The sequence below is a fragment of the Paenibacillus sp. YAE3 genome, from assembly GCF_057546105.1.
In genome coordinates this window covers 286650-311715 of sequence record NZ_BAAIYF010000005.1, presented here as the reverse complement: position 1 = coordinate 311715, position 25066 = coordinate 286650, and the positions used below count along the sequence as shown (strand labels likewise).

Here is a 25066-nt window from a genome sequence, read left to right as displayed (position 1 = left end):
TGCCCGGAATTCCGGGGGCAGAGCTTCATGCTGGAACTGCCGATTCATCGTGAATCGGCAGTTTTTCTATTTGATGGGCATCCGAGTTCAAACGGTACATATTCACTTGATTTTCCTCCCCTCGCAAACTATATTCGAACTTTAACAATCATTCATAAACTCATCTTGAAAAGAGGAAGGTGGAAGCATGAACTCCTGGATCATTAGAAAGGCCACCCCGAAGGACATTCCCGGTTTAGCGGACGTGCATTTGAACAGCTGGCTCTCGACCTATCGCGGGATCGTGCCGGATCATTACCTCGACAGCCTGAATCTCGACTCACGGATCGAATTGTGGACGCGAGTCTTCGCCTCGGACAACGGGTCGGCTACGTTTGTGCTGGTGAGCCCGTCCGGCCGGATATCCGGTTTTATCAACGGGGGACCAAGCCGGGAAAAAGATCTGGACATCGAAGCGGAAGTCTATTCCCTTTACCTGCTTCAGGAAGCGCAAGGACGCGGATACGGCCGGGAACTGATGACGCGTATGATCGGTTATTTTCGAGATAAGGGGTATCGCACGATGCTGGTCTGGGTGCTGGAAGAAAATCCGAGCGTGAAGTTTTACGAAAAAATGGGCGGGCGGTTTTTCATGAAGAATCAGCTGCAGATCGGCGGAGAATACGTGCAGGAGCTGTGCCTGGCGTGGGACGATCTGGAATCGAACTGATGGTTCGTTCCCATCCGAATTTGAAAAGGTATGCCATGAGTTCTATCGTCCGGATAACTTTTTGAGATTTGCAAAACGCAGTATATGCACCTGTTTGCTCGATATGGTATTTTATTTAAAAAAATTGCTATAAATACTAAATTAAAGGTTGATACTTACAAAAAATGGTATTAAAATGAAAGCACAAAAGTAAACGAATTGGTTACAGGAGACAAAGGACAACTTCAACAGCTGTCCTTTTTTGAAAACTTGAAAATGAAAGCGCATTAATTTTGGTTTTGATTCGGCAACAACCATCGTTTCATCCATGAAAGGAGGTGAAAAGAGCAGTTTCCACTTCTAAAGCGAACGCGTGAATTCCGGCCGCATGCCCAAATCCGGAACCTGGCGTGGGGAGCGGAAATTTGAAGCGAAGGAAGGATGAGAAATGGCAAAAAGGCAATGGGGAAAAGTGGCGCTTGCCGTTTGGTTCAGCCTGCTGCTTGCCTTGACCGGATGGGGACCGGGCGGAGCGGGCTTAGTGCAGGCGGCACCCGCCGATCAGGCCTACAAGGTTGTCGGTTATTTTACCAACTGGAGCATGTATGACCCCAATTTTCAAGTGGAACATATCGATGCGTCGAAGCTTACCCACCTGAATTACGCTTTTGCGGACTTATGCTGGAACGGAAAACACGGCAACCCGTCAAACGATCCCGGAAATCCGAACCAAGCGACGTGGAATTGCAGGGATGCCGGCGTTCCGACCCAAACGGGGAACGTGCCTAACGGCGCCATCGTGTTGGGCGATCCATGGGCGGACGTCAATCATAACGAAGGCGTGCCTTTGGAATGGGAGGACTGCGAAAAAGGAAAATGCGGCAATTTTTATAAGCTAAACAAGCTGAAGCAGTCGAATCCCAACCTGAAAACCCTTCTATCGGTCGGCGGTTGGAGCTGGTCCAACCATTTTTCGGACGTGGCTGCCGATCCCGCTGCACGCTCCAATTTCGCCAATTCGGCGGTTCAAGTCATTCGTGCCTACGGATTCGACGGGATCGACATTGACTGGGAATACCCGGTGGAAGGCGGTTTGCCGGACAACAGCACCCGTCCGGAGGACAAGCATAATTTTACGCTGCTGCTGCGGGAAACGCGGGAAAAGCTGACAGCCGCGGGAGCCCAGGACGGACGCAGCTATTTGCTGACGATCGCGGGACGCGCCAATCCCTCCTTCGCTTCGACGACCGAGTTGGACGCCATCGCGGAAATACTGGATTGGATCAATATCATGACCTACGATTTCCATGGCGACTGGGAACAAACCACGAATCACAACGCCAGCCTGTATTCTGACCCGAACGATCCGGATACTGACAATAAGTTCAGCGCGGACATGGCCATAAACGCTTATTTAAATGCCGGAGTGCCGGCTTCCAAAATCGTCATGGGTATTCCGTTGTACGGGCGGGGATGGAAAAATTGCGCGCCCGGTCCCCGTGCCGACGGACTCTATCAAGCTTGCACGCCGGATTATAACGGCAGCGTCGTTCCCAATGGGACCTGGGACAATTACGAGTCCGGACCGACGGGGATGTTCGATTACGGCGACTTGGCAGCCGCGTACGTGAACAAAAACGGCTTTACCCGGTATTGGAGCCAGACCAGTCAAGTACCGTACCTTTACAATCCTTCCTCCAAGATTTTTATCAGCTACGAAGATCCGCAGTCGATTGCCGCAAAAGCCGCCTATATCAAAAACCGTTCTTTGGGCGGCGCGATGATTTGGGAGTTAAGCGAAGACTGCCGGACAAGCCCAAAATTCGCCTGCACAGGCATGAAACTGCTCAATCAACTCTCCTCGGATTTACGATCGGATTCGACTCGGCCGGATACGACCGCGCCCACGACTCCTTCGCATCTGACTTCACCTTCACAAACGGCCAACTCCATTTCCCTGCAATGGGATGCTTCAATTGACGACGTTGGCGTCGTCGGGTATGACGTTTACCGGGACCAGACTCTGTTAACACGCGTCTCGGGAACGGCTTATACGGTTTCGGGACTTGAGCCGCAAACGTCCTATACCTTTACGGTAAGAGCTGCGGATGCAGCAGGCAACGTATCGAACCCCAGCAGCCCGCTTACCGTATCCACGCTTGCTCAAGGGACGGATCCCCAGCCTCCGGCAGCTCCGGCCAATCTGAGGGTAACGGCACATTCGGATACGACCGTGTCGCTTCAGTGGGAGCCGTCTGCCGATCACGCTGCCGTTACCGCATACGAAATCTATCAAGGGGATGCGCTCGCAGACACGGTACCCGCGTCTTCCAACAGCTATACCGTCAACGGCCTGACGCCTGAAACCGAATATACCTTTACGGTAAAAGCCAGGAATGCGGCCGGAAACCTTTCACCTGCGAGCAATGCCGTTCGCGTGACCACGGATGCTTCCGCCCCCGGAACGGTCCCCGTATGGTCACCGAATTCGGCGTATGACGTCGGCGCCCAGGTGAGCTACGGCGGGACGGTCTATCAATGCCGGATCGCGCATACCTCGCTTCCAGGATGGGAACCGCCGAACGTGCCTGCGTTATGGCTGAAAAAATAAAACAGACGTTCCGGCATTATGGGGGCTGCAAGCCTAAAAACCTAAAGTTCTATTGTTAGAAAGGCCTAACGGAGTAACGGAGCAAAAATCGAACAGCCGGTCCATTCGGAAGATCTTTCCGACGGACCGGCTTTCCGGCATTTCATGGATGATTAAAACGATATGCTGCATACCGTTTTACCGCTCGTCGCCCGAAGTGGGCGATACCGAATTGCTCCCCAAATGCCGAAAATCATGAAAAGCAGGCCAGAAACGCCGGAATCCCCATGCTTTTATTCGAAAAAGGCATTATACTGTAGGTAAATTCTTCAATTCCATTTACAGGACGCGAAAGGAGCAAGCTTTGGAGGATTCATTGCGCGAAGAACGCGAAATCATGAAAGTTTGCCTGCTTGCCGGGCAGATCATGCTGCAAAGCGGAGCGGAAACGTACCGGGTCGAAGACACGATGATGCGGATCGCCTCATCTTACGGGATCGACCATACGCACAGTTATATGACGCCGACCGGCATCATTTTTTCGCTGGAAGACCCGCAGCCGATGACGCGGCTGAACCGGATCACGGAGCGGACAACCAATCTGTATAAAATCGACCGGGTCAACACGTTGTCCCGCAAGATTAGCCAAGGGGGGATGACCATAGGCGAAGCCTACCGGGAACTGCAGGAAATCGACCGCACGCGGGCCATTTACCCGTTATGGCTGAACGTGCTCATGGCCGCATTGGCCAGCAGCTGTTTCCTGATCATGTTCCAGGGCACGTGGTCCGATTTCATCCCCGCCATGTTGGCCGGGGGCATCGGATACTACTGCTCGGTGCTGCTGCACCGGTTGATCCCGGTCAAGTTTTTCGCCGAGTTTTCGGGCGCGTCGATGATCGGGTTATGCGCGGTGCTTTTCGTCAAATACGGATTCGGGCAGGCGCGGGACATCATCGTGATCAGCTCCGTCATGCCGCTCGTTCCCGGTCTGTTGATTACGAACGCGATCCGGGATTTGATGGCGGGCCATCTCGTTTCGGGCTTGTCCAAAGGCGCCGAAGCGTTCATTACATCCTTTGCCATCGGCGCGGGAATCGCGTTTATGCTGTCGTTTCAGTAGGGGGTCATGATGTATTATATCGAACAAACCGTCACGAGCTTCATCGCATCCGCCGCATTCGGCATGATTTTTAACGCCCCCAGAAAAGCGCTTTGGCAGTGCGGGCTGGCGGGCATGGTGGGGTGGGTGCTGTACATATGGCTCCAGGATATTGGCATCCAAAAACTTGCGGCAACGGTCGTCGCCGCTTACTGCGTCACGATGATCAGTTACTTTTTTGCAAAAAAATACCGGAAACCGATCATCGTTTTCAGCGTGTCGGGCATTATTCCGCTCGTTCCCGGCGGATTGGCGTATGACGCGATGCGAAGCGCGGTCGAAAACCGATACGACCAGGCGGTGCAGTCGGGAGCGGTTGCATTTATGATGTCCGGCGCGATTGCGCTTGGCCTGCTGCTGTCCGAGGTGACCAACCAGGTCATCCGGAAAATCCGTGCTTCCAAATCGTCATGAAACCGCGGAAGATCTTGTTCTGGAGAGGCTTTGGGCCTGGCATTCTCGATGCCATGTGGGTTAGAAACGGGAGGAGGACGCCAAATGAACGATGTGAAGGCGATCGTGCTTGCGCCGGATTCTTTTAAGGAAAGCATGACTGCCAGGCAGGCTTGCGCGGCGATGGAGCGCGGTATCCGGCGCGTGAACCCGGGCGTGCGCTGTTTTCATGTCCCCATGGCCGACGGCGGGGAAGGTACCGCGCAGTCCGTCGTGGATGCGACGGGAGGGACGCTGTATCCGCTCCAGGTCCAAGGACCGTTAGGCCGTGAAGTGGTGGCCTATTACGGGATTTCCGGCGACGGGAAAACCGGCGTGCTGGAGATGGCGAGCGCCAGCGGCATCGGCCTGATTCATGGATCGGAGAGAAATCCGCTGCTGACGACGACCTATGGGACCGGACAGCTCATTCAAGCTGCGCTGGATCATGGGATCGACAACCTGCTGATCGGAATCGGAGGCAGCGCGACCAATGACGGCGGAGCGGGGATGCTTCAAGCGCTCGGCGGCAGGCTGCTCGACGAAGCCGGGCTGCCGCTCGGGCCCGGAGGAGGGGAGCTGCATAAGCTGGCCCGCATCGACCTGAGCGGACTCGATCCAAGAATCGGGAAGGTGAAGATCCGGGTAGCTTGCGACGTGACGAATCCGCTGTGCGGCCCGGATGGCGCGTCCCATGTGTTTGGTCCGCAAAAAGGTGCAACGCCCGAGGCGGCAGCCATGCTGGATGCGAATTTGAGGCATTATGCCGACGTCATCCGCCGGGAGCTGGGCCAAGATATCGCGGATGTGCCCGGCGCGGGGGCCGCGGGCGGCTTGGGCGCCGGACTTATGGTGTTTTTGAACGGAAAGCTGGAAAAAGGCATTGAACTGGTCGCCCGGCTGACAGGACTCGAGGAGAAAGTCAAAATGGCGGACATGGTTTGGACGGGGGAAGGCAGCATCGACGGCCAGACCCGGTTCGGCAAAACGCCCGCCGGCGTGGCGAAAGTGGCCGCAAAACATCATAAACCCGTCATCGCGTTTGCCGGCCGGATCGGCGAAGGCATCGACGGACTGTACGGACAAGGAATCGGAGCCGTATTCGGCATCCTTTCCGGCGCGTGTGATCTTCAGGAGGCGCTGCGCCAGGGAGAGGCCAATTTGGAGCGCGAGTCTGAAAACGTCATGCGGCTCATCATGCTGCAGAGGCAAGTGTAGCCGGTGCGGGGGAGCGTGGCGGGCGACCGCCTCACAGGCGAACGTCTTGCATTGTGGTCTGAGGGCTCCGCTTGAAGCGGCTCCGTTCCAGTTCCCGCTCATGCAAAAAAAGGCGAAAGCAAGATGCAAGGATCTTGTTTTTCGCCTTTTTGTCATTGCCCGATGGTCGAAACGCCGGCCCGCCCCCGACTATTTTATGCCGATTCTCATTCTGTAGCTGAACAGCGTCTCCAGCGTACGATCCTGAAAATAATCCTTCACGAGCGCTTGGAAACGCTCCAGCTCGTCATCCAATTCGGTAAAACCTAGTTTGATGACGGTTTGAAGCCCTCCTTGGCTCAGTGCAAGGCCGATGTACCGCTTGCTGTCGCATGTTTCGCGGTTATGGAACACGATTTCCCGCGCGTAACGGAAATGGCCGCTTTGCTGAATGCAGGCCAGATGCGATTCCTTGTCCCGTTTATACGCTTGGTCCTGCTTATTCTGGCGTTCCTTCAGCAGTTGGTCGGCTTTGTTCAAAAGCTCCATGTACGCTTGTTCCGCCTCCCAGGAAGCGGAAGGCGGCCAGTCGCAATCGTAAGCGGCAAAAATGCCGCCCGGCTTCAGCACCCTGGCTGCTTCCGCAAGCGTGCTGACGGGCTCCATCCAATGGAAGGATTGGGAGCAGGTGATCAAATCCGCGGAATCGTCCGGAAATTCCAGCTTGTTGGAGTACCCGCTCAAGAATCGGATCCTGCCTGCGTCAGCGTCATCGGTCTGGAGCGCGCGCAGCTTTTCTTCCGCCTTACTGCGCATATCGTCGTTCGGCTCGATGCCGACGATTGTCTCCGCATCGTTTTTCCATGCGAAAGTGGACAGCCCGGTGCCGCAGCCGACATCGAGGACGAGGCGGGGCTTATGCCGCAAATATCCCGTCAGAATCCGGACGGCTTCGCGCGGGGCGCGAGGCCGGTGCTGGTCATACAAATCCTTGTAGCCGGAGAAACGGTCGACATTGCTTTGGCGGTTGCCTTCGGGGATCTGCATCATGCGCCGCGACGTTCAAAGCGTTGAACGATTTCCACGATCACTTGAACCGCTTTGAGCATGTTGTCCACCGAAATGTATTCGAATTTCCCGTGGTAGTTTTCGCCGCCCGTAAAAATGTTCGGCGTCGGCAGCCCCATGTAGGACAGCTGCGAGCCGTCCGTGCCGCCGCGGATCGGTTTCACGATCGGTTTGATGCCCAGGCTTTCCATGGCTTCATAAGCGACGTCGACGATTTCTTTGACGGGTTCGATTTTTTCTTTCATGTTGTAATACTGGTCGCGCATCTCCAGCACGATCCGTTCTTCGCCGTATTTTTCCTGCAGCTGCTTCACGATCCGCTTCAGGTTTTCCTTTTTGTTTTCGAATTCCGTGCGGTCAAAATCGCGGATGATGTATTCCATTTTCGTGCGCTCGGTATCGCCGTTTTGGCTCAGCAGGTGATAGAAGCCTTCATATCCTTCCGTATGCTCGGGAGCTTGCTCGGCCGGAAGCATGCCGTTCAGCTCCATGGCGATTTTGATCGAGTTGACCATTTTGTTTTTGGCCGTGCCGGGATGGACGTTGGTGCCTTTGATCGTAATGCTCGCTTTGGCGGCGTTGAAGCTTTCGTATTCGAGCTCGCCGAGCGGGCCGCCGTCCATGGTGTAGGCAAAATCCGCGCCAAACGCTTTGACGTCGAATTTTTCGGGACCCCTGCCGATTTCCTCGTCAGGCGTGAACGCCACCCTGATCTTGCCGTGTTTGATCTCTGGATGTTGGATCAGGTAAGCCATGGCGGTCATGATTTCGGCAATGCCTGCTTTGTCGTCGGCCCCGAGAAGGGTGGTTCCGTCCGTCGTAATTAATGTATGTCCTTTATAGGCGGGCAGCTCGGGAAATTGCTTCGGCGACAGGACGACGTTCAGCTCGGAATTCAGGACGATGTCGCCGCCGTCGTAATTTTCGATCGTTTGCGGGTTCACGCCGGCCCCCGTGAAGTCGGTAGCGGTGTCGACATGCGCCAAAAAGCCGATCGTCGGCACGTTGTTGCGATCCGTATTGGAAGGCAGCGTCGCCATGACGTAACCGTTGTCGTCCATGGTCACCTCCTGCATCCCGATGCTTTTCAGCTCATCGACCAGCATGCGGGCGAGGTTCAATTGACCCGGCGTGGAAGGACAAGTCGGACTTTCCTCGTTCGATTGCGTTTCCACTTTGGCATAGGAAATAAAACGTTCCATGATTTCCTGTTTCACATTCGTCAGCTCCTTTTTTATTGTCGGGGATGCTTGGCAACTCCTCCGTCGAATGAAACATCATATGTATGGTGCGATTCCTTTCTATGATATCATGGACAGGCCATAAAATCACAGGGAGGCGGAGCGGAGGAATTGCGTGAAAATAAAACGAATGCGTAAAAAACGGATAACGACCGGATCACGGATCGCGTTATGGATGTAGACGCTTTTTTTAGCGGATAAACGCAAGTCGGGAGGAGTTCGGATGAACCGGAGAGGAGCGGGCGTTGCTTTTTTGGCGATTGCCGCATTTTTGTTTGCGATGAAGTACATGGTCGTTGCATTGTTGCTTAAAGGAGCGTGGAGCTGGGAGGAGTACGAGAACACATTAGGGAGAGCGGGGGCCCCGCTGCTTCTGTTAAGCATCCTGTTTTTCATCGCCGGGTTGATTTATTTTATTCTGGGGGATTTCCCAACCGGAGTCCGGCGATGCAAGGACAGGGCAATAGAAAACTGGAGGAAGCACCAGGAAGCGAACAAAGTCTGGGAGGAGAATCTGGAATCCGATTCCGAAAAAGAGGAAAAAGCTTGATGGTAGGTCCGGTGGATGGCGCGCCTGCATGCAAAAGGAATGGATCCGAAAAAAATCCGATTTTGTCTGTTGACCCTCACGTTGCGTTATTCTTTATAGTGAACAAGAAGGAGGAGAACATCCATGATGGTTAAGGAAGTCGCCGAACTGGCGGGGATCAGCGTACGCACGCTTCACCATTATGACGAAATCGGATTGCTGCATCCGAGCCGAACGACGGAAGCCGGTTACCGGGTATATACCGACGAGGATTTGGCGATGCTGCAACAAATTTTGTTCTTTCGGGAGCTGGGCTTCCCGCTGAAGGAAATCCGCGAAATTGTGAGCCGCCCGGATTTTAACCGGATGGAGGCGATGGAGCTTCACCACAAGCTCCTGCTGGAAAAGCGTACCCGGCTGGAGCGGATGATCGAAACCCTGGAGAAAACGATGAAACACGAAAAGGGAGAGATCGACATGTCGAATCAGGAAAAATTTGCGGGCTTTGATTTCAGCGCCAACCCGTATGAACAAGAAGCGAGAAAACGCTGGGGGGATCAAGCGGTGGATGCATCCAAGGCCAAGCTCGGCAGCCTTTCAGAGGATGAACAAACGCAGCTGAAAGAAGGCATGAACGCCATCTACCGCAAGCTTGCGGATCTGCGGCATACGTCCCCGGCATCCGATGAAGCGCAGGAGGCGATCGGCGAATGGTACAAGTTCCTGAACCGGATGGGCAGCTATTCGCTGGAAGCGTTCAAAGGGCTTGGACAAATGTACGTAGACGATGAACGTTTTATGCGAAACATCGACCGGTTCGGCGAAGGGCTTGCCGCCTTTATGCGGGATGCCATGAGCGAATATGCGGACCGCCGAAAATAGGTACCCAAACTAAAGCCGGAGCTTGCTCCGGTTTTTTGCCGTTCGCCGGGTGTTTTTATATCGGATGCATTTTCGTAAAACGCCTGTTTTTTCTTTTTAGTCAATGAGCGGCACCCGCTGCTTTATAATAAAACCGGAGGTGTGTTTACATTGGAAAAGTTTCAGCATGTCATTCGCTCCGTAGAGGAGCTCGAACAGCTTGCGGGCAAACCCCGGGAACTCGTCAACCAAAAGGTCGTCGCTTCGCTTGACCGCCACTGCAGGCATTTCATTTCGTTGTCTCCGCTCGTTTTTGTCGCCACCAGCGGCGCGGACGGTTCATGCGACTGTTCGCCGCGGGGCGATGCTCCCGGTTTTGCATACATCCTCGACGAACATCATCTGATCCTGCCGGAACGTCCGGGCAACCGAAGATACGATTCGCTCCGCAACCTGTTGGAAAATCCGCGCATCGGCCTCATTTTCGTCATTCCCGGATTGGAGGAGACGCTGCGCGTCAACGGCAAGGCCTGCATCGTCCGCGATCCGGATTTGATGGAGCGGATGTCCGCGCATGGCAAAACTCCCGCCGCAGGCATCGCGGTCGAAGTGGAAGAGTGCTACATCCATTGCGCGAAAGCGTTCAAAAGATCCCGGCTGTGGCAAACGGATGCTTGGCCCGAGGCGGAATCGCTTCCCGATCCGGCGGCCATCATCGCCGCCCACGCCGGCAAGCTGAGGTTGTCCACGGAAGAGGTCCGGGCATCTTTGGCCGAAAGCTACGAAAAACGGCTTTATTAGATATATTCCTGTGTTAACGTTTGTTTAACCAGATTAACGACCGCTTTACGCTGCCGTAATATCCGGCTAACACAACCTTCATACAATGGACTTGTTGGGTCAAATACGTTGATGAAGGAGTTGCAGGCTGCATTGAACAGAACAAAGAAGCTTGGACGGAGCGTTTCGATCGCCGTGCTGAGCGGAATGATGCTGACGGCCGGAACGCCCGGGATTATGACGACGGCCGCTGCGCATGCCGAGCCGATCCCGGCCGTGCAGGAGGGACAGCAGAGTCAGGCTGAACAACCGGGCGGGATTCGTCTGGAGCATACGCCGGCGGCATCGGTGCCGGAGAAGGCGAATTATACGGTGACGGCCGTGGTCTACGGCGCAGATCAACCATGGAGCGGTCAAATCCGTTATACGGTGGACGGCCAACCGTTTGCTCCGGTCGAGCTGAAGCCGGCGGGTCAGCAGGCGGATACATACATCGGAGACATTCCGGGCGAAACGTTGATCGGGCGCCAATTGGACTATTCGATCGACATTTTGGACTCCGGGGCAAACGTCATTCGGACGGTTTCGTATTCTACGCAAATTCGGGCTGCACAGCCGAAGGAGCTTGCGGCATCGGCCGCTGCGCCGGCGCTGCTGATCACGGAAATGGTGCCGGATACGGCCAATCTGCCGGGTACGAGCACGGACGCTTACGAATTCGTAGAGGTATACAACAACACGGATCAGGACGTGAACTTCAAGGATTACTCGTTTTTTTACAATAATAGCGATCCATGGACGCCCAATCCCGGAACCGACATCATCATCCCGGCCCGCCAGCCGGTCGTGTTTTGGATCATGAACGGCAAAAACGCCCAGGAAACGGCGGATCAGTTCAACGCCAATTTCGGAACGAACCTGGTTGAAGGCGTCAGCCTTTTCCGGATTCAGGGCGGCGGCGGGATGGCGAACAAAGACGCCAGAACGCTGGCGATCAAAAGCAGCAGCGGCGACACGATCGTATCGGCTGCTTACGAAGCGCAGCATGTCCAGCCCAATATGGGGATCTTTTTCAAACATCCGGTTGCCGGCAGCACGCTGATGACCGTTACGGAGGAATCCGGAAAAAAGGCGGCTACGCCGGGGACGATCGATCCATCGCAAGCGGTACCTCCGGTTATTGAAGAAGGAAAACAAACGGTAATCACTCACGTACCGGCCGACGTTGTGGATGCCGCGGATTACGAGGTCAAAGCCCATGTACAAAATCCGGGCACGAATGCGGATGGTTCCAAAGCTGCCGTAAAGCTGCTTTACAAAACGCCATCCCAGGCGAGATACACCGTGACGACGATGACCGACTCCGGCAATACGGGAGATTACACGGCGACGATTCCTGCGGCCGCGCTGGCGGAGCCGACGCTGCAATACCGCATTCAAGCGGGCCAGCTCGACAAACCTTACGCGACCCAAGTCCGCATGGAGCCGTTTCATCCAGCTAAGGCGCCCGTGCTGCTCGTGACCGAGCTTGTGCCTAACACGGCCAACGTTCCTGGCACTTCGACGGACGCGTACGAATACATCGAGGTGTACAACAATTCCGATCAGCCGGTAAATTTCAAAAATTACAAAATATATTACCGATATCCGGACAAAGGACCGGGAGCCGACGTGGAATGGGCGTCCGTGAACCCGGATTTTAAAATTCCACCGAAACAATCCGTCGTTTTTTGGATCAAAAACAGCGCCAATACGGCATACACGGAAAATGATTTTAATCAATTTTACAAAACGAACTTGATTCCGGGGGAAACGCTGCAGACGATCCAAAGCGACGGCATGGCCAACTCCGGCAGACGGGCTGTTGTAATCAAAACAAATACCGGCAAGGAAGTTTCAGCCGCCTATTACGATGCCGATCTGATGTATGAAGGCGGAACGAAAGGCGATGAAACGAAAGAGGACAAGGCGATCGTTTTCGGCTACCCGGTGAATGGCAGCACGGTCATGATCAAAGCCGCATCGGGCCAGGACGCGCCTTCGCCCGGTTCCGTGAGGGCAGCGCAGGTTCCCGCCGAGCCGGTTCATGTCGAAGCCGACACGGTCCCGCCGACGGTAACGGACGTCACGGGCGTAACGGAAGCGGATCAGTCCAAAGGGCTTGAGATCAAAGCAGACGTCAAGGACGATCATGAGGTGACCTCGGTCGAAGTGTTTGTCCGTTCGGACAAGCAGCCGAATTTTACGGGGCATCGCCTGACGGAAGATTTTAACGATATGCTTTACCGCTATAAGCTGAGTTCGGCCGAATTGATCGGACGGAAATACATCGAATATTATTTCGTCGCGTCCGACGGGGTGAACGAAACGAAATCGGCGATCGCGAAAGTGGACGTTACCGGAGGCGTAAGCGATGCCCCGCTCCGCTTGAACGTGAAGGACCAGGAAATTTTGAAAGGCGTCCGTACGATCAAAGGAGCCGCGGAAGCCGCTAAAGCCGCAGACGTCGAGTTAAGCATCGACGGGACCAAAGTGCCCGACGGCAGCACGTTTGCCGGGCTTGAGCATGACGCTTATTTCGTTTTCGATGCCGTCAACGTCGATTATTATTTCAAAAACGCGGTGACGATGGGACCGCCGGAACTCGAGGACAAGTCGATCCTGTATACCTTCATGGATCCGATCACGTCTTATACGACGCTGTCTTTCCCGATCAGCGCGGACCGTTTGGTGGCGGGAGATAACGTCATCTACATCCGGGCCGGCTCCAAAACATCGCCGTTCGATAAACGTCCGGAAGAAAACAAAGACGATTTCGAAGTCAAAAACGTCCGGCTGCTGCTGGCCGACGGCACCGAAATTTGGGATCCTGCCTATGCCGAAAAAGAAAAGCAGATCAAGATGGGGGATTCCGCAGGCAAAAGCGAATCGATCGGGTTTCACTTCGATCTGAAGCCGGAACATCTGAAAGCCAAGGCATACGCTTGGGATACGTCGACCGTGCCGGACGGCGCTCACCGGGTGACCGTTTCGGACGGCAAGGAACAAATCACGTCGAACGTCATCGTGGACAATACCGCTCCGACCATCCGGCCGACGGTGGAAGAAGGCAAGGAGTACCGCGGGGAATTCGTCATCGATGCCGAGATCAAAGACGCCTTGGCAGGCGTGGACAAGGTGACGGTAAGCCTGGACGGCAAACCGGTCGAGCTTCCGTACCGCACCTCTTCGGGAGCAATGAAGGGCGGAACGCATACGCTGTCCATTCAGGCCGCGGACAAAGCCGGAAACATTTCCGATAAGACCGTCAACTTTAACGTACCGGACGAAAATCCGCTTCCGCCGCAGCTCGTCAGCCCTAAACAGGGGCAAACCGATGTCGGCGCCGAAGCCAACCTGACCGTCAAGGTGCAGGATCCGAACCAGGATCCGATGAACGTGACGTTTTATAAGGGGTTCAAATATGACGGCAGCCGCGCGGAAGGATTCACCGGGTACATGAACGGGTCCGCAACCGAACCTCCCAAAGAGATGGCCCCTGCCGGGGAAAAAGCCATGAGTGCGGAGGATTACGAAAAAATCGGCGCATTGGACGGAAAATATCTCGTGAACGAGTCCGTCGAACAGTTTCCTTACCAGCGCTTTGAGGTGAAACTGGATCCTTCGGTCAAGGGCACCGACCGCGTAGAAATCAACTGGAAAGGGAAATCGCTCGCAGGCCGGAAGGTAAGCTTATATGCTTGGAGCCCGACGCAGGGGAAATGGGTTCAGCTGGATCAGGTCATAGCCGGTGCGGATGATTTCGAGCTGAATGCGGTCGTTAAAGCCGGCGATTACGCGAACGGCCAGGCCATCGACGTATTGGTGCAGGATGAAATCGCCGTTCAGGCGGCAGCTAGCGGCAGCAAACCGGTGCCGGAATCCCAGGATCCGTACGATTTTTCGTTCGTCTGGATGTCCGACACCCAGTATTACTCCCAAAGCTATCCGCAGATTTACCAAAAAATCGTCAACTGGATCGTCGACCAAAAGGACAAAATGAACATCAAATACGTGATCCATACGGGCGATGTGGTCGATAAATCGTATCAGGAATATCAATGGATCGAAGCGGACAAAGACATGAAGGTGCTCGAAGACGCCCGCATTCCGTACGGCGTGCTGGCAGGGAACCATGACGTCGATCACCAAAACAACGATTATACGAAGTTCAAGCAATATTTCGGCGAAGACCGCTTTAAAGACAACCAGGTGTTCGGCGGATCGTACGACAACAACCGAGGGCACTACGATTTGGTGTCTTCGAACGGGAACGACTTCATTATCGTGTATATGGGCTGGGGACTCGGCGACAAGGAGATCGAATGGATGAACGAGGTCGTCTCCAAATATCCGGAACGCAAAGCGATTTTGTGCCTGCATGAATACCTTCTCGTGTCGAACAATCGGGCACCGATCGCCGACCAGATTTTCGAAAAGGTCGTGAAGCCGAACAAAAACGTGATCGCGGCGTTGTCCGGCCACTATCACGATGCGGAACTGAAGGTCGATCAGCTGGACGATAACGGCGACGGCATTCCGGATCGCAGCGTGTACCAGATGCTTGCCGATTATCAAGGGGCGCCCGAAGGCGGACTCGGGTATATCCGTCTCATGCAGTTCGACATGAAAAACAACAAGCTGCATATCAAGACGTACTCCCCTTATTTGGACGATTATAATTACTACGATCCGGAAACGGATAAGGGCAAAGACGAATTCAGCCTGGATCTCGGGCTTGAACCGGCCACCAAACGGGTGGCTACGGATTACATCGGCGTAAAAGTTTACACCGGCCAGCAAATCGGCGCCCAATCGAACGTTCCAAGCGGTACCGAAACATCGGTAGCCTGGAAAGGCCTGCCTTCGAACAGCTATCAGCAATGGTACGCCAAAGCGGAGGACGGGCATAGCGGCAGCGTGCTGTCGGATATTTGGGGCTTCGATACAGGAGCAGCCACCGGCGGACCGCATCCGCCGGGAGGCGGAGGAAACAGCGGCGGCCCAGGAAACGCCGGCGGAAACCAAGGAACCCATCCGGGAGATTCCGGCCCGGCAAAACCGCCGGTTGCTGAAACCGGACGCGGACATCTCGCGATAAAACCGTCTTCGGACGGCGCGTACCGGGCCGATCAGCAGGCGCTGGAAAAAGCGGTCGCCACGGCCGACAACGGAAAGGTCATCGTAGAATTGAACGGAAGCGCCGATGGGGACGGGGAATCCGCTTTGTACCTCCCTGTAGGGCCGGTGAAAAAAGCCAAAGACGGCGGGCTGTCGATCATCGTTTCCGCGCCGGGATTCACGGTAACGATGCCGGCCGCCTCGATTCCGGAACGGCTCGAAGCAGCCGACCAACTGGTGCTTCGCCTGGATACCGCGATGAATGACGGCATCAAGCAAAAGCTGGGCGCAAGCTTGAATGCTTCCAAGGATTACGTGCATGCCGGCCTCGTTTATTCGCTGCGCCTGATCTTGGTCAAAGGACAAACCGAAACGGAAATTGCCGTTTTCGGAGGTCCGATCACGATCGAAAGAAGTTTGACGGCCGAGCAGCAAAAACAGCTTCAAAGCGATTACGCGGGCGTGTACCTGCTTGGCAGGGAGCCCGTGTACAAAGGCGGCAGCTTCCGCGGCGGCACCGTCTCGTTTGCGGCCGATGCGCCAGGCGCGTATGCGGTTTTGGAATACCGCAAGCAGTTTGAGGACGTAAAAGGTTCGTGGGCGGAGGAATACGTTGCGAAATTGGCGGCCAAACATCTGGTCCAGGGCGTGGATGCGAATCATTACCAGCCGGGCCGGCAGGTGAGCCGGGCGGATTTCATCACCCTCGTCATGCGCGGAGCGGGCCAACATGCGTCCGAAACAACGCCATCGTTTACTGATGTGCCTGCGGATGCGTATTATGCCGCCGCGGTCGCCCAGGCGTCCAAGCTGGGCATCGTTCAAGGAAGCGGAGGGAAATTCCGGCCTCAGGCTCCGATCAGCCGCGAGGAAGCCGCCGTTATTCTGGCGAAGGCGAGCGGGCTGTACGGCAAAATGCAGGGCGGATCAGCAAAAGCGAATTTTGCGGATCTTGATCAGGTGTCGACCTGGGCCCAAGAAGCCGTCGAACAGGTGAACGGGCTTGGGTTGATGACAGGCAAAGGCAATCTCCGTTTTGATCCGAAGGGGAACGTGACCCGGGCGGAAATGGCCAAAATGGTATATATGCTGTTGAACCACTGATACGTACGCCTTTCATAGCATGCTTGAACGGATGGAACAAAACCGGGTGGAAGACCACCCGGTTTTGTTGTGTCCTGCCCGGGGGTATCGTTTGCGGACTCCGATTGCGGCAGCCGGAATCGATCCGTGGTATACTGTGTTTAACTTTTGAAAAACGATCCCTAAATCCTATGAAAAATAGCAGCCGCGGAGAGAATGCAGACCCTTTGCGGCATAGGATAAAACGAAGATGGTAAGGGGATGGAAGGGAGCGGCAGCTTGAAGACCTGGTTTGAGTATAACTGGCAGGTGAGAGATGAGTGGTTTGAGGTATTCGACGGGTTGCCCGCCGGCGAACTCGCCAAGGAACGGACGGGGGGCGTCGGATCGATACTTCGGACGCTGTTCCATATCGTCGACGTGGAACTGAGCTGGATCCGGGCGATCGAAGGAATGGAGGATTGGGAGCCTCGTTTTGAGGATTACGCATCGCTGGAGAAAATCAGGATGCTGTCGGAGGATTGCCGCGGCCAAATCAAGGATATTTTATCGAAGGTAAGCGTGGAAAAAGAGAGAACCGTGGTGCGCGTGCCATGGCAGGCGGAGCCGCTTGTGTACGGCGAAGTGCTGCGGCACGTCATCGCCCACGAAATTCACCACGTCGGCCAGCTTTCGGTTTGGGCCAAAGAGCTTGGCATCAAACGCGTATCGGCGAATGTCATCGGCCGCGGGCTTGGTGAAACCCTTCTTCAAGAACAATCCGCAAGAACCTTATTTTAAAATCAGGCAAAGGTTGTGCTAAGCAGTGTATCGAATCAGCAGCATGAACGCGGAGGACGCGGCGGTCATCGCATTGTGGCAATATCCGCCTCCCTATGAGCTGTACAGCATGGACGGGAGCGAAGAGGATGCCGCCGAGCTGATGAACGGCGATTACGTATCCGTCAAGGATGCCGAAGGACGCGTCATCGGATTTTATTGCACGGGCATTTCGGCCCGAGTCCCCGGCGGTTACGCCGCGGGAATCTATGAGGATGAATCTTTGGTGGACTTTGGCCTCGGGATGAAGCCCGAGCTGACCGGACAGGGGCATGGCCGCCGCTTTGTCGAGGAGGGAACCAGGTACGTGCAGCGTGCGTTTCCGGGAAAAGGGATCCGGCTGGTCGTCGCCGCTTTTAACGAGCGGGCGATCCGTGCTTACGGGAAGGCGGGGTTCGAGCGGGCGGGCGCCTTGTCTTCCCCCGTGCACGGCCGGGAAACCCCGTTTATTTGCATGGTCCGCAGGCAGGTTTAACTTGGCCGGGACCGGGTTCGTGATGGCTTCATACCGCGGCGATTCACGGCAATGTATGATTTTTCCACGGCGGTTATCCTTGACTTTTGGCCATAATTTGGTTTTCATCATATAGGGAACCAAAGAACCATGCGAAACGAATCTATGAAAAATCAGGTGAACAACATGCGAATTGCGCTTTTTGATTCAGGGTTAGGCGGATTGACCGTCCTTTCTGAAGCCGTGAAGCAGCTGCCCGAAGAGGATTTTTTGTTTTTTGCCGATACCCTTCATGCGCCCTACGGCACGAAAACCAAGGAGCAGGTGCAGGACTTTGTGCGTGAGTCGCTGGATCAAATTTTGCGGGAAGACATCAAGGCACTGGTCATTGCCTGCAATACCGCAACCAGCGCGGCGGCGGAGGAACTGCGCCAGGAATACCGCTTTCCGATCATCGGGATGGAACCTGCGGTGAAGCCGGCCGTCGAAATGAACCGCAACACCGGAAAAAGAGTATTGGTCGCCGCGACGCCGCTGACGCTTCACCAATCGAAATACGCCCAGCTTGTCTCCCGCGTGGACGACCACAGCATCGTGGATTCGCTCCCGCTGCCCGAACTGGTTGCGTATTGCGAGGCCATGCAGTTCGATCCCGGCGTGATGACGGCTTATTTTGAAGAAAAATTTGCGCCGTACGATTTGAACGATTATGGGACGCTTGTATTGGGATGTACCCATTTTCCATTTTATAAGCCGCTGCTCAGCCGGATTTTGCCGGCGCATATGGAGATTATCGACGGCAGCCGCGGCACGGTCCGCAGGCTCCGGAGCGTTTTGGCGGAGCAAAAACGACTGGGCTCGGGCGGCAAGGGGGAAATTCGTTTTGCTTGCTCCGGCCGGGAACCGGATTATTTGCGGAAAATGCAGCAGGCCTTCGAGCTCTACCACAGCCGTGAAACGGCAAACACGGGCAAAGCTGTAAAAGTAACGGGTTAGAGCCATATCGGGCGCCATCCGTCCGAGCGCTAAGCTTATCCGTCTCGAATCAACCGGGAATCGCGGGGATTCGTGGCGGATTTTTTGCCGTTTCGTGCCACCGGCGTTGCCGGCGTCGTATAAGGTCCGGGATCAAACGGCCTGTCGGCGACCGGGAGCAAGGGACTTCTGTTATATGGAACAAACGCAACGCATATTTGACGGCTCCCTTAGAGGCCAGCCAGTTCCCGCAAGGTTCGAGAAAGGTTTCCGTCTTTGTACATGCCGCCATGGTAGCAGATGATCGTTTCGATCTCGCAGCCGGCAAGCTTTCCGACCGATTTCATCGCCCTTCCCATGTCCAGCGTCTGGTCCGGATCCGGACCGCATAAACGTCCGTCGGCGACCCGGAGCGCATCGGCGGCGATCAGCGTTTTGCTTGGAACATGGTATAGACTGATGTGTCCCGGAGTATGTCCCGGCGTTGCTATCACTTCGATGCCGCCGCAGATGTCCAGCCTTTGTCCGTCATGAATGACCCTGTGCACAGGGGATTTGGGCGGATTTTTTAATGTGGAGAGGAAGGCCTGCTTCCACGCGTCCGGAACGGTGGGGGGAATCATGGCTTCCGCTGCGGCAAGCGCTTCGGGCGTTATTTTTAATAACATCTTTTCGCCTTCGATAAAAGGTTTTTCTTCCGCGCTGGCCATCACCTCGACGTCATGCCCCGCCTCTTCGATGATTGCCGGAAGGCTTCCGATATGATCGATGTCCTGGTGGGTCAAGATGACCTGCGTCACGTCCTGCATGCGAAGTCCGTAAGGGCTTAGCGCTTCGGCGAATTTGCCGAGCTGGCCGGGATATCCGGCGTCGACCAACACCGCGTGCCTCTCATCATGGATCAGCACGGGATGAATGATGTCCTCTTTCCCCATAACGACGGCTGTGATGTCAAGCATATGAATACGATAATTTTGCGTGGCTGGGTTCATGCCGCACCTCCATAGGTTCATGAAAAATGTAAGGCAGGTACTATCATAGCGCCACAAAAATCACTAGTCAAACACAAATATTTTATCATAACATAAAACAAAGAATTTGTCAATATAAAAATATAGACGCGTTTTGTCGCGATCCGCTTCGAAACGGCGGATAAAAAAGAGCCGGATTTCTCAGGACGAGAATCCGGCTTTGCAATAGGTGGTTGGAAGTTGGATAGATTAAAAGAAGAGAACGATCCCGGATCGGTTATTCCGGTTTCACGAGAATTTTAACCTGGTTTTTTTCCTTCAGCAGCGTTTCGAAGCCTTCGGAGAGCACGTCGCCGAGCGAAATCCGCTTGGTCACGAGTTTCTCCGCAGGGAAATAACCCTGCTCCATCAGGCTGAGGACCGCAGGGAAAACGTCGCGGTACCCGATGATGCCTTTGACGGTCCGTTCCATCAAGACGACGTTGTTCGGGTGGATCGGCGCCTCTTTTTCGAAGATGCTGACGATCATCAGCTCGCCGCCCATTTTGGTGGATTCCAGCGCCTGCGTGAGCACAGGGGGAACGCCGGTAACTTCATAGGCGACGTCCACGCCGCCCTGCGTGCGTTTATGGATTTCCTTCACGGCGTCGAATTCCTTCGGATCGATGACGATCGCGCCGAGCTCCGCCGCTTTTTGTTTGCGTTCCGGAGACAGCTCGACCGCGTAAATCTCGGATGCGCCGGAAGCTTTTAATGCCTCGATCACGAGCAGGCCGATCGGTCCCGTGCCGAATACGGCCGCTTTATCGCCGACTTTCAGCTTGCTGGAACGGACCGCATGCAGAGCGACCGCTGACGGTTCGACAAGCGCGCCCTGCTCGAAGGACACGGAATCCGGAATTTTATGGACCATGGCTTCATCCGCCGCGACGTAACCGGAAAATCCGCCACCCCCGCCGGCAAGTCCAAGAAAGCCCATGTCGGAGCACAGGTTGTATTTGCCTTGTTTGCAGGCTTCGCATTTGCCGCACGCGAAAATCGGCTCGACGACGACCCGGTCGCCGACGCCGAATTTTGTCACGCCTTCGCCGATTTCGACGATTTGACCGGAGAATTCATGTCCCATCACGATCGGGGCTTTTTCACCGGTCAGCGGATGAGGGGCGGACTCGGGAATGAAGATCGGTCCCGCCGTGTATTCATGCAGGTCGCTGCCGCAAATGCCGCACCACTCCACTTTGATTTTGACTTTGCCGCTCGTTGCGACAGGTTCTTCGATGGTGTCCAGACGCAGGTCTTTTTGGCCATGCCATCTTAATGCTTTCATGCTTGACATCTCCATTTCGATCTTAGGTTCTGAATAGGTTCAGATGAGCTTGGATTGCTCGCGTTTCGGAAACGTTTCCGAAAACTAATATGTCACAACTTCACAGGATTGTCAAACCGGTTTCGAAACGGGGCGCACAGATTTTTTCTTGAAAAATAGCCTTTTAAGCTAGGGCATATCACCCGGATCTCCGCGTGATTCAACCGCCAAAACTTTCATGGTATAATAGAAATAGTAAATGAAAAGACGGAACGAAAATAGGAAACGATTCCGAATTAAGGAGGGCCGGGTCGGCTTGTCAAAAAACTCGAAAGTCACCATCGAAGACGTCGCCAAAAAAGCCGGCGTCGGGATCGCGACGGTATCCAGGGCCATCAACAATTCCGGGGGCATCAGCGAAAAAACGAAAACGAAGGTGCTTCAGGCGATCGAAGAACTTGGTTTCATCCCGAGCATTGCGGCGCAAAGCCTGAAGGTGCGCAGCACCTATCAGATCGCGCTTGCCGTACCCGATATCCGTAACGCGTTCATGCCCGAAATCGCCTGGTCCGTGGAGCAGGCCGCCAAACATCACGGCTACCGCGTCGTCAACATCAACACGTCCGGCATCGGGCAGATCGAGCTGGAGACGATCCGAGACGTCAAAAAGCTGCACGTGGACGGCCTGATCATTTTGCCGCTGGCGTATCCGAAAAACTTCGTCGAGCTCGTCAACAAATCGCCGGTGCCGATCTCGGTCATCAACTACGGGAAAAAGCTGGGGCCCGACATTAAAGCGGACGTGGTTTGCATGTCGCAGCAGGAAGGGCGCCTTGCGATGGAGCATTTGATCAGCATCGGCCGCACGAGGATCGGTTACGCCGGAGCGCCTAAGGATATCATCGAGGAACGCTACAATGCTTATGTCAATTCGCTGGCGCACGTCGATTTGTCGCTGGTTTATTTCGGCGAGGACTTCTCGCTTAGCACGGGGGCGAAAGCCGCCGATTATTTCAAAAGCCTGAAACATATGCCGGACGCGGTTTACGCCGGGAACGACATGGTCGCCATCGGGCTGATCAACCGTTTTAAAGAGCTTGGGGTCAGGGTGCCGGAGGACGTGGCCGTGGTCGGCATCGACAACAACATTTGGACGACGCTCACTTCCCCGCAGATCAGCTCGGTATCCATCATGGGAGCGGAAGTGTCCCGCCTGGCGACGGAGCTGCTGCTGAAACGGATCCGCGAACCATCCAAAGGCGCTTATGAGAGGGTGCAATTCGAACCAAGGCTGATCGTGCGCGAGTCCAGCGTGAAGATGAAGCGGAGCACGGTCTACCTGGACTAACGGGCTTGGAAAGGAAGGGGCGGAAACATGTCGGATACGGAACAAAAGATTCGTCAGGCGATATCGCTGCGGGAATCGGGCGATGCCGAACAGGCCAGGAAGTTATGGCTGTCGCTGCTGGAAGAGGAGCCGGGCAATGCGGAAATTTGGTACCAGACGGGATGGACCCACGATGTCCTCGGTCTCGAAAGGGAGGCGGTGCCGTATTATGAAGAAGCCATCCGGTTAGGGCTCGGCGAAGAATCGCTTGCAGGCGCGCTGCTCGGTCTTGGCAGCACCTTCAGGTCGCTCGGGGAATACGGCCGGGCGGCGGAGGTGCTTGAACAGGGAATGAGCGCGTTTCCGGAGCGAAGAGAATTCCGCGTGTTTTATGCGATGGTGTTGTATAATTTAGGCAGACACCCGAAGGCGATGGAGCTGCTGCTGGCCGAAATCGCCGATACGTCCGGGGATGACGGGATTCGGGGTTACGCTAGGGCGATCCGCTTTTATGCCGATAAGCTGGATGAAGTATGGCAGTGAGCGATGCCGCGGACGTATACCCATATCGCCTTTTCGGTGGCGGAAGAAGAATTCGACTTTTGGCTTCACCGCCTGAGGGAACTTGATGTCACAGTCCTGCCCGGACGGGAACGCGATGAAAAGGATAAGCGATCGGTCTATTTCCTGGACCCCGACGGACACCGCTTCGAGCTTCACACGGGCACGCTGCAGGACCGCCTCGATTATTACCGGGCGGAAAAAGGCCATATGACATTTTACGACGATAACAGGGGGAACATAGGATGACGACGATTGGATGGGTCAGACACGGCATTACCGACTGGAACGTGGCGAAAAAGGCGCAGGGACAAACGGATATTCCGCTTAATGATACGGGCCGGGCGCAAGCCCGAGCGCTGGCGGAACGGTTCCGGAACGAGACATGGGATGCCGTGTACGCAAGCGATTTGTCGCGGGCGAAGGAAACGGCCGAAACGATCGCCAAAGCGCTTGGCATTCCGCTCTATATCGATGAGCGTTTGCGGGAAAAAGGCTGCGGTAAAATCGAAGGCACGACGGAGGAAGACCGGATTCGGATGTGGGGCGAGGACTGGCGCGAGTTTGAACTTGGAATCGAGACCGAAGAGTCGATGATTGCGCGCGGAACAGAACTCGTGAAGGAGGTTTGCCAGCGGCATCCCGGGCAGCGCGTGCTCCTCGTCAGCCATGGCGCCTTGATCTCGACGCTGCTTCCGGCGCTGGTTGCGAACATGGGGGAACGCCAGCATCTTCACAACACGTCGGTCACGTTGATCCGCAAGCTGGATGAACAGTGGGTATGCGATTTGTACAACTGCCGCCGTCATTTGGACGCCGTCAATTTATAATGCAGGCATAAGACCATAAGACCAATTGCAAAGGGGAAAATGCCGTGAAAATCGTTGTCGTCGGCGAGTTGAACGTGGACGTTATTTTGGCCGGCACCGACGTGATGCCGGAGTGGAACAGGGAAAAGCTGATCAATTCCTTTGATGTCGTGTTGGGTTCGTCTTCGGCGATTACCGCATGCGCGCTGGCATCGCTTGGCGCCGAAGTTCATTTCGTAAGCGTGGTGGGGGAAGACGACTTCGGGCGTTTTTGCTTGCGCGAGCTGGATCGGATGCAGGTGAATACCGAACATGTCATCCGGAAGGCGGATCTTAAAACCGGGGTCACCTTGTCTTTTTCGACGCCGCGGGACCGCGGACTGCTCACGTACCCGGGCAGCATTCCGCTGCTTGCGCCGGAGCACCTCCCTGCGGGGCTGCTTGCCGAAGCGGACCATGTGCATTTCGGCTCTTATTTTCTTCAGGACGGCATGCGGCCGCATTGGGAAACGTTGTTTGCGGGCCTCCGGGCCGAGGGGGCGACGACCTCCTTTGACACCGGCTGGGATGTCCGCGGATTGTGGTACCGCGAACAAATCGACCGTCTGCTGCCGCACACGGACCTGTTTATTCCGAGCGAAGAGGAAATGATGCACATTTACGGGGCCGAAAGCGTAAAAGAAGCGGCCAGAGGACTTCCGGCAGGCGTGCATACCGTGGTCGTCAAATGCGGCAAAAGGGGAGCGATGCTGTTTGCGCCGGAGCGGGCACCGGAGCTGGTTGCCTCCTTCCAAGTCGCGCCGGTCGATACGACCGGTGCCGGGGACGCTTTTAATGCCGGTTTGATCTATGCTTACCGCAGCGGTTTGCGCGGACGGGAGTTGGTGAGGTTCGCCAACGCAAGCGGGGCGATTTCGACGCTGGGGATCGGGGGGACGGGCTCCCTGCCGACGCTGGAAAAAGTACACGGGATGCTGGATGAGGCGTGAGAAGCTTCGGAATGTAATGTAACGTTGTGCAATTTGAGGCATGCAGGTATACTTTGGATATTGC

20 protein-coding genes and 1 pseudogene are annotated in these 25066 nt (G+C 55.2%); 17 read left to right on the top strand and 4 right to left on the bottom strand.

Annotated elements, in window-relative coordinates; genetic code table 11:
* Positions 1-187 precede the first annotated feature (187 nt).
* The 5 genes from AC27KL_RS12290 to AC27KL_RS12270 all read left to right on the top strand — a co-directional run bounded on the left by AC27KL_RS12290 (position 188) and on the right by AC27KL_RS12270 (position 6090).
* Positions 188-709 carry a GNAT family N-acetyltransferase gene (locus tag AC27KL_RS12290; RefSeq protein ID WP_487169857.1) on the top strand — a complete coding sequence of 174 codons (522 nt, stop codon included), beginning with the start codon at positions 188-190 and terminating at the stop codon, positions 707-709.
* A 427-nt stretch (positions 710-1136) separates the two neighbouring features.
* Complete coding sequence (locus tag AC27KL_RS12285) at positions 1137-3299, top strand: glycosyl hydrolase family 18 protein (protein ID WP_487169856.1); 2163 nt, start codon at positions 1137-1139, stop codon at positions 3297-3299.
* Positions 3300-3642: 343 nt separating this feature from the next.
* Positions 3643-4401: a threonine/serine exporter family protein gene (locus AC27KL_RS12280; protein ID WP_487169855.1), complete on the top strand. Its 759-nt coding sequence runs from the start codon at positions 3643-3645 to the stop codon at positions 4399-4401.
* A gap of 9 nt (positions 4402-4410) precedes the next feature.
* Positions 4411-4854, top strand: a complete 444-nt coding sequence (locus AC27KL_RS12275) for a threonine/serine exporter family protein (RefSeq protein WP_339321153.1) — start codon at positions 4411-4413, stop codon at positions 4852-4854.
* A gap of 84 nt (positions 4855-4938) precedes the next feature.
* The gene (locus tag AC27KL_RS12270; protein WP_487169854.1) at positions 4939-6090 is read left to right on the top strand and encodes a glycerate kinase; all 1152 of its coding nucleotides are present in this window, start codon (positions 4939-4941) and stop codon (positions 6088-6090) included.
* Between the two features lie 189 nt (positions 6091-6279).
* Here the strand turns inward: AC27KL_RS12270 and AC27KL_RS12265 are convergent, their stop codons facing one another.
* A complete protein-coding gene (locus AC27KL_RS12265) occupies positions 6280-7119 on the bottom strand; it encodes a class I SAM-dependent methyltransferase (RefSeq protein ID WP_487169853.1) in 840 nt (279 codons plus the stop codon).
* Positions 7116-8354 carry a peptidase T gene (pepT, locus tag AC27KL_RS12260; RefSeq protein WP_487169852.1) on the bottom strand — a complete coding sequence of 413 codons (1239 nt, stop codon included), beginning with the start codon at positions 8352-8354 and terminating at the stop codon, positions 7116-7118. The genes AC27KL_RS12265 and pepT overlap by 4 nt, the downstream gene beginning before the upstream one ends.
* Positions 8355-8601: 247 nt before the next feature.
* Between pepT and AC27KL_RS12255 the strand changes: the two genes are divergently transcribed.
* The 7 genes from AC27KL_RS12255 (at position 8602) to murI (ending at position 19060) form a co-directional block, all read left to right on the top strand.
* Positions 8602-8928: a hypothetical protein gene (locus tag AC27KL_RS12255; protein WP_487169851.1), complete on the top strand. Its 327-nt coding sequence runs from the start codon at positions 8602-8604 to the stop codon at positions 8926-8928.
* A gap of 123 nt (positions 8929-9051) precedes the next feature.
* Positions 9052-9789 (top strand): MerR family transcriptional regulator, encoded by a 738-nt coding sequence (locus AC27KL_RS12250; RefSeq protein WP_487169850.1) that lies wholly within the window; start codon positions 9052-9054, stop codon positions 9787-9789.
* 150 nt (positions 9790-9939) lie between these two features.
* A complete protein-coding gene (locus AC27KL_RS12245; protein ID WP_339321148.1) occupies positions 9940-10569 on the top strand; it encodes a pyridoxamine 5'-phosphate oxidase family protein in 630 nt (209 codons plus the stop codon).
* A 132-nt stretch (positions 10570-10701) separates the two neighbouring features.
* The gene (locus AC27KL_RS12240; protein ID WP_487169849.1) at positions 10702-16812 is read left to right on the top strand and encodes an S-layer homology domain-containing protein; all 6111 of its coding nucleotides are present in this window, start codon (positions 10702-10704) and stop codon (positions 16810-16812) included.
* Positions 16813-17070: 258 nt separating this feature from the next.
* Positions 17071-17571, top strand: coding sequence for a DinB family protein (locus tag AC27KL_RS12235; RefSeq protein WP_487169848.1), 501 nt, complete (start codon positions 17071-17073; stop codon positions 17569-17571).
* A 25-nt stretch (positions 17572-17596) separates the two neighbouring features.
* Entirely contained in the window at positions 17597-18085 is a 489-nt protein-coding gene (locus AC27KL_RS12230; protein ID WP_487169847.1) for a GNAT family N-acetyltransferase, read from the top strand.
* A 165-nt stretch (positions 18086-18250) separates the two neighbouring features.
* Complete coding sequence (murI, locus tag AC27KL_RS12225; RefSeq protein WP_487169941.1) at positions 18251-19060, top strand: glutamate racemase; 810 nt, start codon at positions 18251-18253, stop codon at positions 19058-19060.
* Positions 19061-19269: 209 nt separating this feature from the next.
* On the opposite strand, the gene AC27KL_RS12220 is transcribed toward murI, so the two are convergent.
* Positions 19270-20031, bottom strand: a complete 762-nt coding sequence (locus tag AC27KL_RS12220) for an MBL fold metallo-hydrolase (protein ID WP_487169846.1) — start codon at positions 20029-20031, stop codon at positions 19270-19272.
* 256 nt (positions 20032-20287) lie between these two features.
* Positions 20288-21337, bottom strand: a complete 1050-nt coding sequence (locus AC27KL_RS12215; RefSeq protein WP_487169845.1) for a 2,3-butanediol dehydrogenase — start codon at positions 21335-21337, stop codon at positions 20288-20290.
* A gap of 295 nt (positions 21338-21632) precedes the next feature.
* Between AC27KL_RS12215 and AC27KL_RS12210 the strand changes: the two genes are divergently transcribed.
* From AC27KL_RS12210 to AC27KL_RS12190, 5 genes and pseudogenes are all read left to right on the top strand, one after another.
* Positions 21633-22664: a LacI family DNA-binding transcriptional regulator gene (locus AC27KL_RS12210; RefSeq protein ID WP_339321141.1), complete on the top strand. Its 1032-nt coding sequence runs from the start codon at positions 21633-21635 to the stop codon at positions 22662-22664.
* Between the two features lie 27 nt (positions 22665-22691).
* A complete protein-coding gene (locus tag AC27KL_RS12205) occupies positions 22692-23186 on the top strand; it encodes a tetratricopeptide repeat protein (RefSeq protein WP_339321140.1) in 495 nt (164 codons plus the stop codon).
* 9 nt (positions 23187-23195) lie between these two features.
* Positions 23196-23453, top strand: a pseudogene (locus tag AC27KL_RS12200) (VOC family protein); the annotation flags it as partial.
* Positions 23450-24034, top strand: a complete 585-nt coding sequence (locus AC27KL_RS12195) for a histidine phosphatase family protein (protein ID WP_036710258.1) — start codon at positions 23450-23452, stop codon at positions 24032-24034. The pseudogene AC27KL_RS12200 and the gene AC27KL_RS12195, both read left to right, overlap by 4 nt.
* 44 nt (positions 24035-24078) lie before the next feature.
* Positions 24079-25002, top strand: coding sequence for a carbohydrate kinase family protein (locus tag AC27KL_RS12190; protein ID WP_487169844.1), 924 nt, complete (start codon positions 24079-24081; stop codon positions 25000-25002).
* The last annotated feature ends 64 nt before the right edge of the window (positions 25003-25066 follow it).